This window comes from Streptomyces sp. NPDC088725 (genome assembly GCF_044751305.1).
Taxonomy (GTDB): Bacteria; Actinomycetota; Actinomycetes; order Streptomycetales; family Streptomycetaceae; genus Streptomyces.
The window spans coordinates 536,940-551,035 of record NZ_JBIVLO010000004.1 but is presented as its reverse complement, the minus strand read 5'-3'; the positions used below and the strand labels follow the sequence as shown (position 1 = coordinate 551,035).

Genomic DNA, 14,096 nt, shown 5'->3' with positions numbered 1-14,096 from the left:
TGCGCGGAAAGTCCGCATGAAGTGCGCGGGCCCGCCGGACAACCGGGAAACGGCCGGGCGACCGTACAGGCAGTCGGGAGACCGAGTGACGACGCAGCAATCAGGGGGCCGCCGGTGATCCGTGACGTCACGCCGCACGACCTGTTTCTCGCCAGTGCGGCCGTGCTCATCGGCCTCGTCGCCGGGCTGCTGCTGCGGGTGACGCTGCGGTGGCTCGGGGAGCGGGCCCGCGGTACGCGCTGGGGCGGCGACGACATCATCGTCGCCGCGCTGCGCACCATGGCGCCGTGGGGCGCGCTCGCCGTCGGGTGTTCGGCGGCGGCCGCGTCGCTGCCGCTGACCCGGGCGGTCGGGCGTGACGTCGACCGGACCGTGATCGCCATCCTCATACTGGCCGCCACCTGCGCGGCTGCCCGCGCGATCGCCGAAGTCGTACGGTCCGTGACGCAGTCCAGGGCCGCCGTGGCCGGATCCGCGAGCATCTTCGTCAACATCACGCGCGCCACGGTCCTGGCGCTCGGCATCCTGGCGCTGTTGCAGACGCTCGGCATCTCCGTCGCGCCGCTGATCACCGCACTGGGCGTGGGCGGCCTGGCGATCGCCCTCGCGCTCCAGGACACCCTGGCCAATCTCTTCGCCGGTGTGCACATCCTCGTCTCGAAAACGGTCCAGCCCGGCGACTACATACGCCTCAGCAGCGGCGAAGAAGGCTACGTCGTCGACATCAACTGGCGGAACACCGTGGTCCGTCAGCTCCCCGACAACCTGGTGATAATCCCCAACTCCAGGCTCGCCGGCACGATCATGACCAACTACCACCGCCCGGAACAGCAGTTGGCCGTGCTGATCCAGGTGACCGTGGGGTACGGCAGCGACCTCGACCACGTCGAGCGTGTGACCACGGAGGTCGCGGACCAGGTCATGGCCGAGGTGCCAGGCGGCGTCCCCGACCACGAATCGGCCGTCCGCTTCCATACGTTCACGGAATCCGGCGTCGGCCTCGCGGTCGTCCTGCGGGCGCTGGAGTTCAACCACCAGTATCTGATCCAGCACGAGTTCATCAAACGACTGCACCGGCGCTACCGGGCCGAGGGCATCCAACTCCCCGTCCCGGGCCGCGCGATCATGTACGTCAACGACGCGAACGGCGTCACGGCCTGAACCCCGGTGCCGCCCGGCCCCCGAACGGTCGCCGGCCACCCGTGCCACAAGACCGTCAGCCGAGCGCCGATGCCAGGAGCGCGGTGGTCTCGGCGACCAGAGGGTAGTCCGCCGGCGCGTCCGCGTCCTTCTTGGTGGTGAGGACGGCCAGCACGACCGGCGACCGGTCCGGGGTCCAGACGATGCCCACGTCGTTGTTGGTCCCGTAGGCACCGGAACCGGTCTTCTCCGCGCGGGTCCAGCCGTCCGGAAGTCCGGCGCCGAAGCTCTTCCCGCCGGTCGTGCTGGCCCGGAGCCAGTCGGTCAGACGTTTCGCGTCCTGCCGCGTGAGCGCGTCGCCGATGGTCAGCCGCGCGTACGTTCCGCCGAGTGCGCGCGGGCTGCTGGTGTCCTCCACCCGGCCGGGCTCCGCCGAGTTCAGCTCGGGCTCCCACCGGTCGAGCCGCGTGGTCGTGTCGCCGACGGAGCGGCAGAAACGGGTGACCGTCCCGGGGCCGCCGAGTTCGCGCAGCAGGAGGTTCGCGGCGCCGTTGTCGCTGTGGCTGAGGGCGGCGGCGCAGAGTTCCGCCACGGTCATGCCGTCCGACACGTGCTCTGTGGTGCCGGTGACCGGGGAGTGGTCCACGAGGTCGGCTTCGGTGTAGCGGATACGCCTGGCCAGGAACTCGCCGTTCCTGTCCCGGTCCCGCAGGACGGCGGCGACGGCGAGCGGCTTGAACGTCGAGCAGATCGGGAACCGCTCGTCCGCGCGGTGCACCGCCGTCGCACCGGTGCGCACGTTCCGCGCGAACACGCCGAGCCGGGCGGAGTGCTCACGCTCAAGCCCGCGCAACTGCTCTCGCAGCCGGCCTTGCACCTGGTCCTGCGCCTGGTCCTGCGCCTGGTCCTGCGGCCCACCACTCGAAGAGCCCCCGGCGGCCGTACGACCGCCCGAGGAAACGCAAGCCGCCAGTACGCTCCCGGCGCCCGCCGCGAGCACGGCACGACGGCTCCGACCCGCTCCCGGTGAACCCAAAGCCCAGCCCCCTTCGGCCCCTTCAGCGCCCTTCGGGCACACACCACCGTCAGCCGGACACCGCCGGACACAGTCAGGCGGAGACAGTGGACGGTACCGCAGCGGACGCGGGCACAGACGTGGACACGACCGTCGACGGGGGCTTGCGCCCCGGCGTGCGCGGGCGCTTGTAGCGGCGGGTGAGTGGGCGCTCGACGAGGAAGTACGAGGCCGTGGCCACCGCGAAGGACGCGGCGATGGTCGCGGGCGCGTGCCAGGTGTTCAGTCCCGTCTCCATTCCCAGGCCGGACAGCAGCTTCCCGAGCGGGTAGTGCCAGAGGTAGAGGCCGTAACTGAGATTGCGCCCGACCCAGGCCACCGGGGCCAGGGACAGCGCCCGGGACAGCCGGCCGCGCGGCTGGAGCTCCAGCGCGGCCACGACCGTGGCCGACAGCAGGGCCGTCAGCAGGAAACCGACCGTGTAGAACGGCGCGGACCACGCGCTCGAACCCGTCATCGGCACCTGCCAGACGATCAGCGCGAGCACCGCCATCGCCGGCCAGGCCAGCCGCCCCGACCACCTGCGCAGCGCCGCGAGCCGCAGGTCGTCGGCGTGCAGCCGGGCCACCACGAGCGCAAGCAGCGCGCCGATCAGCAGCTGGTCGGCGCGGGTGTCGGTGCCGTTGTAGATACGGTGTGCCGCCGTCGAGTCCCACAGTACGAAGCGCCACACCATCGGCAGCAGACACAGCACGGCGGCCACGAGCACCACCGTCCGCGCCCCGACTCGTCGCAGGAGCAACAGCAGCAACGGTGGCCACAGCAAGTAGAACTGTTCCTCCACGCCCAGCGACCAGGCGTGACCGAGCACCCCCGTCACATCACCGTAGGCACCCGGCTGCACGGCCCTGGCGATGTTGACCAGGAAGGTGGCGGCCAGCCCTATCGACGCCCAGGCGCCGTCGAAACCGGGCAGTTCCGTCGCGAACGCGAGTACGGCACACACCGCGCACACGATCATCAGCGCGGGCACCAGCCGCAGCCACCGCCGCCAGTAGAACGAACGCATCGCGACGTTCCCCGTACGGGCGAACTCGGCGAGCAGCAGCCGGGTGATCACAAACCCGCTGATGGTGAAGAAGACATCCACGCCGAGGGCGCCGCCGGGCAGCAGCCCCGGTTCGAGGTGGTAGACCATGACGAGCACGACGGCGAGGGTGCGCAGCCCGTCCACACCTTGTACCCGTCCCCCGCCGCGCGGTGCGGACGGGAACGCGCCGCGCGGGACGGCGGACGGGAACCCCCGCCCGACCGCCCCGCGCGAGACCGCCCCGGGTGCGCCCTCGCTCCCGGCGCCCGCGTCACCCGGTCTTTTCGATCCGCTCGCGGTGTCCGCTCTGTGTGCGGTGTCCGCCTCTGCCACCGTAGCTGCCCGGGAACGTTCCATCTTCAGTCCGTGCCCGGTATTCACACACGCAAGCGATCATTAACCCAAACCTCACGAATCACCCGCGCGTCAGGGGCATCAGCGGCGCGCCGCGGCCAGCGCTTCCTCGATGTCGGCTACAGAGGCGGCTCCGGCGGGCGCCTCCATGAACGCCGTTCCGGACGCCTCGCCCTCCGCCCGCCCGGCGAACGGCTCGCCGTACGCCGGCGTACCCGGCTGGAACCGCCATCCCTCCGCGAGCGAACCCGCGTCCACGGTGTCGAAGCCCAGGATGTCCAGCAGCTCCGTCGCCCGCGCCTTGGCCTCGGCGTCGTCCCCCGCGATCGGCAGCGCGGTGCGGTCCGCGGCGCCCGTCGCCCGGGGCAGTTCGGCGAGGTGCTTGAAGAAGATGTTGTTGAACGCCTTGACGACGTGCGCGCCCTCCAGGTGCCCCTGAAGCAGCTCGCTGCTCGTCGTCTCCCCGCTGTCGAGCCGGGGCAGATTCCCGTCACGCTGCGGGTAGTAGTTGTTCGTGTCGAGCACGGTCTTGCCGACCAGAGGCTCGCGCGGGACCTGCTCGTACGCCTTGAGCGGGATCGTCACGACGACCCAGTCGCCTGCGGCGGCGGCCTCCCGCGAGGTGCCTGCCGTGGCGCGCGGGCCGAGTTCCGCGACGAGATCGGCGAGGGTCTCGGGCCCCCGCGAGTTGCTGAGTACGACGTCGAGACCGCGGTCCACCGCGATCCGCGCGAGCGTGCTGCCGATGAGTCCACTGCCGATGAGTCCAAGAGTTGCCATGCTGATCAAAACCGGTAGGCGCCTCGATCTGTTCCGCCGCACCGCCCACCGACACCCGGACGGCCCCGCATCCGTGGGAACCATACGGATGCGGGGCCGTCGACGCCGGACAGGGAGCGCGGGAGGGAAGGGCGCCTACGCCTCCGTGGCCGCTTCCTTCGGACGCGGATCCGTCTCGTCCGACGCGAGCAGCCGCTCCGCCGCCGGCTTGGTACGCGACGGAATCGTCAGAACCACCAGAGCCGCCACCACGGCGACCCCCGCGCCGATCATGAACGTGACACGGAAACCCTCCTCCGTGGGAATCGACACCGGGCCCAGGTCCATCGTCATGTGCGCGAGCACCACACCCATGACCGCGCTGGCCGTCGACGTACCGATGGAACGCGCCAGGCTGTTCAGGCCGTTGGCCGCCGCACCCTCCGTCGCGGGCACCGAGCCCATGATCAGCGCCGGCATCGCCGCGTACGCGAAGCCCACACCCGCGCTGATGACCGCCGCGAAGACGAGGATGCCCCACGTACTGCCCATCAGGCCGAGCCCGACCCCGTACCCGCACGCGATGATGATCGCGCCGATGAGCAGCGAGACCTTCGGGCCGCGCGCGGCCGACACCTTCGCCGCGTACGGCGAGACCGCCATCATCACCAGCCCGGCGGGAGCCATCCACAGGCCCGCCGCGAGCATCGACTGCCCGAGACCGTAGCCGGTGCTCGACGGCAGCTGGAGCAACTGCGGTGCCACCAGGGACATCGCGTACATCGCGAAGCCGATCACGACCGACGCGAGGTTGGTCATCAGGATCGGGCGGCGCGCGCTGGTACGGAGATCCACCAGCGGCGCGGGCCGCTTCAGCTCCCAGATGCCCCAGAGCAGAAGAACCACCACCGCGGTGCCGAACAGGCCGAGCGTCGTCCCGCTCCCCCAGCCCCAGTCACTGCCCTTGGACACCGGCAGCAGCAGACACACCAGTCCGATGGACAGACCGATCGCACCGACGAAGTCGAACGAGCCGCGCGCGACGACCGGCGAACCGGGAACCAGCCGGAAGATCAGTATGCCGACCACGAGCCCGAGCCCCGCGGAGCCCCAGAACAGCACATGCCAGTTGGTGGCCTGCGCCACGGCCGCCGAAAGGGGCAGCCCGAGCGCGCCACCGACACCGAGCGACGAGCTCATGACCGCCATGGCGGAACCGAGCCGTTCGGCCGGCAGCACATCGCGCATGATGCTGATGCCGAGCGGAATCACGCCCATCCCGAAGCCCTGGAGCGTCCGGCCGATCACGACAGGGGTCAGCGAGTCGGCGGGCGCGCACACCAGTGAGCCGATGACCAGCAACGCCGTGCTGATCAGCAGCATCCGCCGCTTGCCGTAGAGGTCACCGAGCCGTCCGACCACCGGGGTGGCCACGGCGGCGCCGAGCAGGGTGGCGGTGATGGCCCAGGACGCGTTGGACGCGCTGGTGTGCAGCAGGCGGGGCAGGTCGGGGATCAGCGGGACGACGAGCGTCTGCATCAGCGAGACCATGATGCCCGCGGCCGCGAGGACGCCGACGATCACGTTGGTACTGCGGGACTCCGTGGGCGCCGTGGACGCCGGCGAGGCCGAAACGGCGCTCATGTTCTCTCCAGTCGGACTGCTATGCGGGCATGCATCATGCACACAGTATGCAGGCTGCATGCATAATGCACCCTACATACAGACAACGGTACGGTGTCGATACGTCCACTACGTCCACGATCCCGGCGCACGACCCGACGCACCGGACCGGCATCCCGGCGCACCGACCCGCAGAAAGAGGCAGGCGTGGAGAAGGACCTGGCGACGGAGCCGACCACGAGGGCGGAGACGGCTGCGGAGCCGACCACGGCAGTGGAGACCGCCGCGCGGGAGACGCCGGGGGCGCATGTGACAAAGGCGGACGTCGCAAGGGCGGACATCACGAGGGCCGGCGCGGCAAAAGCGGAGATCGCCACGATCGAGCGCGAGCTGAGGCTGGTGGGCCGCCATTCCTCCATGGGTTCCTCCTCCAACTGCCCGCCGGGCGACCGCCTGGAGCGCAGCGCCTCGCTGCTTCTCAGCCGTATCGAACTGGAAGGCCCCCTGTCCATCGGCCAATTGGCTGACGCCTTCGGACTGGACGCCTCCACCATCAACCGCCAGACCGCCGCGCTGCTCCGTACGAACCTGGCGGAACGGATCCCGGACCCGGACGGCGGAATGGCCCGCAAGCTGCGCATCACCGACGAGGGCCTGCGCCGCCTGCACGCCAACCGCGCCTGGGCGACCGACGGCCTCGGCACGGTCCTGGCCGACTGGTCACCGGACGAACTGGCCACGCTGGCCCATGCGTTGCTGCGCTTCAACACCACGATCGAGGAGAAGGAGGGCCGCCCCTGGCCCCGCCGGGCCGAGGACGCCTCGTAATACCCCATACGTCTCCCAACCTCACCGGGACATCGCCCCGGCGCCGCTACCTCCTGCGGTCCTGGGCCAGCCCTTTGTGGCGGAGCCGGTGAAGCGCGCCGATGGCCCGGAGCTGCCGCTGCTCGTACGCGGTCCCCTGCCGTACGGACGCCCAACGACTCGCCCACATAAGCCCGGTGGGCCGCGACAGGTGAACCAGCGGCCCGGCGAAGTCATCCACGACGCCGACCATGTCGTACGTACGGTCGTAGACGACCATCCCCACACGCAGCCCACCGGGACCGGGCTTCGACCTCACAGCCGCTCCTGCCGGCTCAGCCGATTCCGCTCGGCCAGCCGCGCGCTCAGCACCTCGGCGGCGGACAACGGCTTCGGCTCCGCGCCCGGACCCGAGTCCGGACACTTCTCACCCCCGCACTCACACGGCGGCCACCGCAGCGCCGACCCCGGCACCAGGTCAGCGCCGTCAGCGCCCGGATCGCCCTTCGGGACGATGAGCACACCGTCCTTCCCGAACCGCTCCGTCAGCCGCGCCAACGACCACCGCGCCTCGCTCCTCGTCATCCCGCCAACCCTTTCAGTCCACGAAGCACCCGTCGCATCAGCTCTTCCGTGACCGGCGCGTAGCGGCCGACCCCACGGTGGTCGGACGGTATGCGGAGGAAGCCCCAGCCGTGGACCGTGTCCTCAAACCCACCCACGGGATCCGTCACGTCTTCACCACCCAGACCATTCGCTCGCACGTCGCACTCTCCGTCACCGGTCGCTGACTTTTCGCATCCAGCATTGCCCTATCGCCGTTAATCTCGACAGGGCTGAGCGTCAACAACGACCGTGCAGGACAAAGGAGTCATGCCATGGCCAAGAATGAGAATCCGAACGCGTTCCGCCAGCCGAGGTTCGGGTGGGACTTTTTCGGGTCCGAGCTGAAGCGCCGCCGCGAAGTTGTCGGCCTCACCCAGCAGGAACTGGGCGACCGAGTGTTCTGTTCAGGTGCGTATATCGGACAGTTCGAAACGGCAATCCGCAAACCGCAGTACGACCTGGCGAAGCGCATGGATGCCGAACTGAAGACGGACGGCCTCTTCGGCCGCATGTGCGACGACCTCATCAACAGCTCACCGCATCCGGCATACTTCACTCACGCCGCCTACCTCGAAAGTCTGGCCACCAGCATCGGCGAGTACGCACCTACTCGTATGCCCGGCCTACTACAGACCGAGAGCTACGCACGAGCTTTGATGCGCCCCTCGGCGACACTCAACCGCCACCGCAACGTTGACGCTCTGGTCCGCGAGAGGATGGAGCGAGCAGCCTTGCTCGATGACCCAACAAAGCCCGTGTTTTGGGCGGTGCTCCATGAATCGGTGCTCCGCATCCCCGTCGGGGGGCCTGCCGTCATGGCCGTCCAGCTCACGCACATTGCTGGACTGATCCGTCGAGAGCGAATCATCGTACAGATCTTGCCCTTTTCAGCGGGAGCTTGGGCGGCCAGCTCCGGCATGTTCAACCTGATGACTTTCGACGACGCACCTCCGGTCGTCTATTTCGAAAGCCAGCACGCGGGGCAGCTGTTGGACGAACCGGCGCTGGTTCGCAAGTACCAGCGCGAGTACGATTTACTGCGGGCCGCGGCGCTGTCGCCTGAGGCGTCCCTCTCCCTGATCGAATCGGTGTCGGAGGACTACACACATGAGCGTTGAGCAGGACCCGCGCACCATCCACTGGCGCAAGTCGTCCTACAGCAACGACGAGGGGGGCAGTTGCCTCGAAGTCTCGGACGACTTCGCTGGGGTCGTCCCTGTTCGCGACAGCAAGGTCCCCACCGGTCCCGTCCTCATGCTCACCCCCGGCGCGTGGGCCGACTTCGTCAGCTTCGCAACGAACCGGTGAAGAGACTGACACCCCCGCAGTCGTAAATCGCGTCCGCGTTCGCGACGTAATCGACACGCGGCTCGCAGCCCGGCCAGACCGCGCATACGTCCCGGATCAGGCAACAGCGTTTCTGTTTGTTGTAGTTCGAATTCTCCTCCCGGCGTGTACGAAGATGGCGCGAAATCGGGCAACATATTGGACGATCCGGCGGTCGTTCCCGTGCGATTACTCCTACGATCGCCTCAGGGCCGCCCCGCTGCCTCCGGGACGATCTGCAGACCTTAGCCTCGGCGTTTCGCCTGGCCTCAGGCCAGGCGAAACGCCGAGGTCAGCCGAGGATGGGGTCGGGCTGCACCTGCTGGCCAGTGACTGCATCGACGCGAACTGAACCGTTCCGGGTTTGATCGAGACTCTTGGTTTGACTCTGTCGGTGATCTTGGATGGGAGAGATCAACACGATCTCCAAGCCACGGTGTCAGTCCGCCAGTCGGAAGTGCACGACGGTGACGTCGTCGGCCGGAGCGATGCCGGGGTAGTGGTAGCGCAGCCTCTCGTGCAGCTCCGCCACGTCCTGGAAGCCGTCGGCCCGCGCGTCCTCCTCGGTCAGGTCGGCCACTCGCTTCGGTGTGAGCAGCGTGACGACGCCGGGCAGTTCCGCCTCCTTGTCCAGCTCAAACACCAGGCGCACCGCGCCCGTTGTCACCGTTTCCCGGAGCCGCACCGTGGTCGTCTTCGTTCCCGCGCGCACCGCGTCGAGGTAGTCGCGATGGAATCGCAGGGCCTGAGCAGGCGCAGGCCGGCTCGCTCCCGTCCGCTGCCGGGTCATCCCACGTACCCCTGGTCCGCGAGGACTTCACGGATCACATGACGCGAGTTGGCCGCCAGCACAGGGTTCGTCTCCCAGTAGTAAGGGAGTTGGATGAGCGCAACGCCAAGCGCCCAGCCGCGTCCACGCGCCCACATCGCGTCGTCGGCCTCCAGAGCGTCGCGGAATACGCCACGCGCCTCGGCGGGCAGCAGATTCCACGCCACCATCAGGTCTGCGGTGGGGTCGCCCACACCCGCACATCCGAAGTCGATGACGGCGCTCAACCGACCGCCTCTGACCAGCACGTTCCCGGGAGAGAGGTCGCCGTGGAGCCACGCGGTGGGCCCGGACCGCTCAGGGATCTTCAGCGCCTCCTCCCACACCGCCGTGACCGCGTCGGTGTCGATCAGCCCGTGCAGTTGCGCGATCGCGGCGCGGGCCCCGGCGTCCAGTGTCGCCAGTGGCGCGCCTCGACGGGTCCACGGACCTTCGGCGGGATCGATGCGGCGCAGCGCGGTGATGAAATCCGCCAGCTCCGTTGCGAGCAGGGCCGGTTGGGCCAGACGGCCCACGACGGGGTTGTCGCCGTCCAGCCAGCGGCAGACGGTCCAGCTCCACGGATAGTCGGCAGTCGGCGTCCCCTTCCCCAGCGGTACGGGAACGGCGACCGGAAGCCGCGAGGCGAGCCACGGCTGCCAGCGCTGCTCGGGCTCCACGTCTCCGGCGGCACCCGCCGTACGCGGAAGGCGTACGGCCATGTCCTCGCCGAGGCGATACATGGCGTTGTCCGTACCGGACGAGGCGACGGCTTCGACGCGCAGGTCCGCCCACTGCGGGAACTGCGCCGCGATCAGACCGCGTACGAGCGAGTCGTCGATGTCCGCCTCATCGGCGTGCATCTTGGCAGCGCACATGGGTCACCTTCTGGGAGGGTCGAGGCCGCCCTGCGGGCGGGCGCCGCTCATCCCACCGTGCCACGCGTCGCCTGTCGACCCATTTTCCGCGGGCCGCTGAGCCGTCCCGGTGTGGTCCGTAGGGTGGGAGCCGTGGGTGAGAAACGTCGGGTCCGCCGCCTCGTAGTCGGCGACGCGACCTGGTTATGGGCGGTACGCCACAGGTGCGGTCGGCGCGACGGGCGCTTCGGGTGCCGCGAGACGCTTTCTCTCCACCGTGAGGAAGCGGGCACGACACTGCGCCTCGTCTTCAGCGCGGGTCCTGGCCGCTTCGTCCCTGAATACACGGGCCACACGGGCTCCGTCAGCAACGGCACCGACCACCTCAACCTCAACGAACCAGGCGTCGTCCGCCGGCTTCTCGACCTGGCCGTCGCACACGACGCGGTGCCGGGTTCACCCGGCACGAAAGAGATCGACGCGTGGCCCCTCTTCGACGCGGTCGTCGGCCCCGACCGCCCCCTCGGGTGACGTCTACCGTGCTTCCGCCCGCGCGCGGTCGCGACGTCACCGCCTCAGCGTCGTACCTCCGCCGCGAACGGGACCGATGCCGCCGGTTCCGTGGAGGCGGCCGGGTGGGTCCACAGGCCCTGGCGGGCCAGCAGGGGCAGTACGCCCTCGCCGAACCAGTACGCCTCTTCCACATGTGGGTGCCCGGACATGATGAACTCCTCGATGCCCAACTCTGCGTATTCCGCGATGCGTTCCGCCACCTCCGCGTGGCTGCCCACCAGGGCCGTCCCGGCGCCACCGCGTACCAGGCCGATCCCCGCCCACAGGTTCGGCGAGACCTCCAGGCCGTCGCTGCTTCCGCCGTGCAGGGCCAGCATCCGGCGCTGGCCCTCCGACTCGCTCCGTGCCAGGCCCGCCTGTACGTCCCTGATCGCGTCCTCGGAGAACCCTTCCAGCAGCCGCCGCGCCTCGGCCCATGCCTGGTCGGAGGTGTCGCGGGCGATCACGTGCAGCCGGATGCCGAACCGTACGGTCCGGCCCGCCTTCTCCGCGAGGGTCCGGATCCACGCGATCTTCTCCGCGACCTGCGCGGGCGGCTCGCCCCACGTCAGGTAGACATCGCTGTGCCGCGCCGCGACCTCACCGGCCGCCGGAGAGGAACCGCCGAAGTACACCGGCGGTACGGGGTCCGGTACCCGCGCCAGCTTGGCGTTCTCCACGCGCAGATGCTCGCCGTCGAGCGTCACCGACTCGCCGCGCCACAGCGCCCGTACGATCGCCAGGAACTCACCGGTGCGCGCGTACCGGCCCTCCTTGTCGAGGAAGTCCCCGTACGCGCGCTGCTCGTGGCTTTCGCCGCCGGTGACCACGTTGAGCAACAGACGCCCGGGGGCGTGCCGCTGGAAGGTCGCCGCCATCTGCGCCGCGAGCGTCGGGGCGACGAAGCCGGGGCGGAACGCGACCAGGAACTTCAGCCGTTCCGTCTCACGCGCCAGCATCGCCGTCGTGAGCCACGCGTCCTCGCACCAGGCGCCGGTGGGTGTCAACGCGCCGACGAAGCCGAGCTGTTCGGCCGCCCGGCCGATCTGGGTGAGGTAGCCGAGCGACGCGGGGCGCTGCCCGCCCGCCGCGCCCGCGGGCAGGCCGTGGCCGCCGCCGACGACATGGCGGCTGTCGCCGTAGGTGGGCAGGAACCAGTGGAACGTGAGGCTCACGGAACTCTCCAGGAAGGGGTGTAAGGCAGCAGGTGTCAGAGCAGGCCGTGCCGTGGCGGTCGCGTGCCCGACAGGACGTAGCGGCCGATGTGCTGCACCTTCCAGCGCACCGGATCGTGCAGCGTGTGCGTACGCGCGTCACGCCAGAAGCGGTTGAGGTTCAGGCTGTCCAGCGCCGCGCGCGTACCGGCCACTTCGAACAGCGCGCTGCTCGTGTCCACCGCCGCCGTGGCCGCCGAGACCTTCGCCGCCGCCACCGCGATGGACGCCTCCGCCGCGGTGTCGTCGGTCAGTGAGGCCCTGGCCGCGTCCACCGCGTCCGCCGCCGCGGCGAGCAGCGCGTCGGCGGCCCGTACCCGCACCCCCAGCTCCCCGAACCGCTGGACGAGCAGCGGATCCTCGGCAGCGGTCTCGTATCCGCTCTCGAACCACGGGCGGCTCTTCGTGCGGACGAACTCCGCGGCCTCCGCGAGCGCGGCGGACGCGATGCCCGCGTCGATCGCCGCGTGCAGCAACTGCGCCACCGCCCCGTGCAGCTGAGGCCCCTCGAAGGTGAGGTGATGCGGTACGACCCGGTCGGCCGGCACCACGACCTCCGCCAGCCGGACCGTCCCGCTCGCGGTGGTGCGCTGCCCCATGCCGTCCCAGTCGTCCACGACGCTCACGCCCGGCGCGTCCCGGGGTACGTACGCGACGTGCAGCGCGCCTTCCCCCGCATCGCCGGGAATGCGCGCGAGCACCGGGATCCAGTCGGCGAACAGCGCGCCGGTGGAGTAGTGCTTCTCGCCGCTGAGGACGTACGAGCCTTCCGCACCAGGGAGTTCGGGGTCCTGCGGGACCAACCGGGTGCGGATGTCCTGCACATGTTTCGTTCCGCGCTCCGACTGGGCGTTGCCGAACCGCCGCCCCGCCAGCACCTCCGCGAAGAAGAACTTCTGCTGGGCGGCGGTGCCTTGGCGCCGCAGGACGTTCACGTACACGAAGTGGCTCTGCGGGATCTGCGCGAGGCTCGGGTCGCCGGACGCCAGCAGCCGGAAGACCTCGGCGAGCGTACGGGCGGTGACGTCGGCGCCGCCGTGTTCGCGGGGCACGGTGATGGCGAGCAGCCCGGCGTCCGAGAGCCGGTCCAGTTCGGCGCGCGGCAGCACGCGCCCCGCGTCCCGCTCCGCCGCGCCGGTCCGGAACTCACCGGCCAGTTCGGCGGCGACGGCGAGTGCTTCGGCGTCGTCGGCGATCACGTGCGCGGCGGCACGGCCGGCGGAAGAGGGAGCGGTCACGGTGGAGCCTCCGGAGAAAGGACGGACGGACAGGGATCAGGCGGCGACAGCGGAAGCGGCGACACCGGGCCGGAGCGGCCGCCGAAGCGCCGCCGAGAACTGGTCGACCACCGTGTCCAGCGCCCCCTGCGCCTCCGGTTCCACACTCACCCCGCCGTCGTCCCGCGCGGTGATGTGCCGGTCGAGGACGAACCACCCCTGCACGATGTGCGCCGCGCCCATGGACGAGAGCACCGGCCGCAGCGCGTAGTCGATGGCCAGCACATGCGCGGTGGAGCCGCCGGTCGCCAGCGGCAGCACGGTCTTGCCCGCCAGCGCGTACTGCGGCAGCAGATCCAGCAGGGACTTCAGCAGCCCCGAGTACGCGGCCTTGTAGATCGGGGTGCCGACGACGACCCCGTCGGCCTCCTCGAACAGCCGCCGGGCGGAGACGATCGCGGGGTGCCCGAAATCAGCTCCGAGCAGGGCTTCGGCGGGCAGCGTACGTACGTCCAGGGGCACCACCCGGTGCCCCTGCTCGGTGAGCCGGGCGTCCAGATGGCGGAGCAGCCGGGCGGTGCGGGAGGTGGGAGAGGGACTTCCGGATACGGACAGGATCGTGGCCATGCGCGATCACCTCAGGGCGCGATACGGACAGCGGGCAGTACGAACGGCGCCCGGCGTCCGGAGAACACGCGATACCGATCACTCACTCACGCGGCGACACG

At 70.0% G+C, this 14,096-nt stretch carries 16 protein-coding genes; 5 read left to right on the top strand and 11 right to left on the bottom strand.

Annotated features, from left to right (window positions below):
- The first annotated feature begins 114 nt into the window (after positions 1-114).
- Positions 115-1,161, top strand: a complete 1,047-nt coding sequence (locus tag ACIP6N_RS12700) for a mechanosensitive ion channel family protein (protein WP_401815078.1) — start codon at positions 115-117, stop codon at positions 1,159-1,161.
- A 55-nt stretch (positions 1,162-1,216) separates the two neighbouring features.
- Here ACIP6N_RS12700 and bla read toward each other — a convergent pair whose 3' ends face one another.
- The 4 genes from bla to ACIP6N_RS12680 all read right to left on the bottom strand — a co-directional run bounded on the left by bla (position 1,217) and on the right by ACIP6N_RS12680 (position 6,002).
- The gene (gene bla, locus ACIP6N_RS12695) at positions 1,217-2,176 is read right to left on the bottom strand and encodes a class A beta-lactamase (RefSeq protein WP_401815077.1); all 960 of its coding nucleotides are present in this window, start codon (positions 2,174-2,176) and stop codon (positions 1,217-1,219) included.
- A 73-nt stretch (positions 2,177-2,249) separates the two neighbouring features.
- Positions 2,250-3,389, bottom strand: a complete 1,140-nt coding sequence (locus ACIP6N_RS12690; protein WP_401815075.1) for an acyltransferase family protein — start codon at positions 3,387-3,389, stop codon at positions 2,250-2,252.
- A gap of 291 nt (positions 3,390-3,680) precedes the next feature.
- Complete coding sequence (locus ACIP6N_RS12685; protein WP_401815074.1) at positions 3,681-4,379, bottom strand: NADPH-dependent F420 reductase; 699 nt, start codon at positions 4,377-4,379, stop codon at positions 3,681-3,683.
- Positions 4,380-4,514: 135 nt separating this feature from the next.
- Positions 4,515-6,002, bottom strand: coding sequence for an MFS transporter (locus ACIP6N_RS12680; protein WP_401815073.1), 1,488 nt, complete (start codon positions 6,000-6,002; stop codon positions 4,515-4,517).
- A gap of 186 nt (positions 6,003-6,188) precedes the next feature.
- Here ACIP6N_RS12680 and ACIP6N_RS12675 point away from each other — a divergent pair, with 186 nt between their 5' ends.
- Positions 6,189-6,809 (top strand): MarR family winged helix-turn-helix transcriptional regulator, encoded by a 621-nt coding sequence (locus tag ACIP6N_RS12675; protein ID WP_401815072.1) that lies wholly within the window; start codon positions 6,189-6,191, stop codon positions 6,807-6,809.
- A 46-nt stretch (positions 6,810-6,855) separates the two neighbouring features.
- Here the strand turns inward: ACIP6N_RS12675 and ACIP6N_RS12670 are convergent, their stop codons facing one another.
- Positions 6,856-7,107 (bottom strand): hypothetical protein, encoded by a 252-nt coding sequence (locus ACIP6N_RS12670; RefSeq protein ID WP_401815070.1) that lies wholly within the window; start codon positions 7,105-7,107, stop codon positions 6,856-6,858.
- A complete protein-coding gene (locus tag ACIP6N_RS12665; protein WP_401815068.1) occupies positions 7,104-7,373 on the bottom strand; it encodes a hypothetical protein in 270 nt (89 codons plus the stop codon). The genes ACIP6N_RS12670 and ACIP6N_RS12665 overlap by 4 nt, the downstream gene beginning before the upstream one ends.
- A 293-nt stretch (positions 7,374-7,666) precedes the next feature.
- Between ACIP6N_RS12665 and ACIP6N_RS12660 the strand changes: the two genes are divergently transcribed.
- On the top strand, positions 7,667-8,512 hold the full coding sequence (locus ACIP6N_RS12660) for a Scr1 family TA system antitoxin-like transcriptional regulator (protein ID WP_401815066.1): 846 nt from the start codon (positions 7,667-7,669) through the stop codon (positions 8,510-8,512).
- The gene (locus ACIP6N_RS12655) at positions 8,502-8,702 is read left to right on the top strand and encodes a DUF397 domain-containing protein (protein ID WP_401815065.1); all 201 of its coding nucleotides are present in this window, start codon (positions 8,502-8,504) and stop codon (positions 8,700-8,702) included. The genes ACIP6N_RS12660 and ACIP6N_RS12655 overlap by 11 nt, the downstream gene beginning before the upstream one ends.
- A gap of 457 nt (positions 8,703-9,159) precedes the next feature.
- Here ACIP6N_RS12655 and ACIP6N_RS12650 read toward each other — a convergent pair whose 3' ends face one another.
- Entirely contained in the window at positions 9,160-9,510 is a 351-nt protein-coding gene (locus tag ACIP6N_RS12650) for an ASCH domain-containing protein (protein ID WP_401815064.1), read from the bottom strand.
- On the bottom strand, positions 9,507-10,406 hold the full coding sequence (locus tag ACIP6N_RS12645) for an aminoglycoside phosphotransferase family protein (RefSeq protein ID WP_401815062.1): 900 nt from the start codon (positions 10,404-10,406) through the stop codon (positions 9,507-9,509). Before ACIP6N_RS12645 ends, ACIP6N_RS12650 begins: the two co-directional genes overlap by 4 nt.
- Before the next feature lie 132 nt (positions 10,407-10,538).
- Here ACIP6N_RS12645 and ACIP6N_RS12640 point away from each other — a divergent pair, with 132 nt between their 5' ends.
- Positions 10,539-10,916 (top strand): hypothetical protein, encoded by a 378-nt coding sequence (locus ACIP6N_RS12640; protein ID WP_401815061.1) that lies wholly within the window; start codon positions 10,539-10,541, stop codon positions 10,914-10,916.
- A gap of 44 nt (positions 10,917-10,960) precedes the next feature.
- Here ACIP6N_RS12640 and ACIP6N_RS12635 read toward each other — a convergent pair whose 3' ends face one another.
- The 3 genes from ACIP6N_RS12635 to ssuE are packed head-to-tail and all read right to left on the bottom strand — an operon-like array spanning position 10,961 to position 13,995.
- Positions 10,961-12,112: an LLM class flavin-dependent oxidoreductase gene (locus ACIP6N_RS12635; RefSeq protein WP_401815059.1), complete on the bottom strand. Its 1,152-nt coding sequence runs from the start codon at positions 12,110-12,112 to the stop codon at positions 10,961-10,963.
- A 35-nt stretch (positions 12,113-12,147) separates the two neighbouring features.
- A complete protein-coding gene (locus ACIP6N_RS12630) occupies positions 12,148-13,389 on the bottom strand; it encodes an SfnB family sulfur acquisition oxidoreductase (RefSeq protein ID WP_401815058.1) in 1,242 nt (413 codons plus the stop codon).
- Between the two features lie 36 nt (positions 13,390-13,425).
- On the bottom strand, positions 13,426-13,995 hold the full coding sequence (ssuE, locus tag ACIP6N_RS12625; RefSeq protein ID WP_401815056.1) for an NADPH-dependent FMN reductase: 570 nt from the start codon (positions 13,993-13,995) through the stop codon (positions 13,426-13,428).
- Positions 13,996-14,096 lie beyond the last annotated feature (101 nt).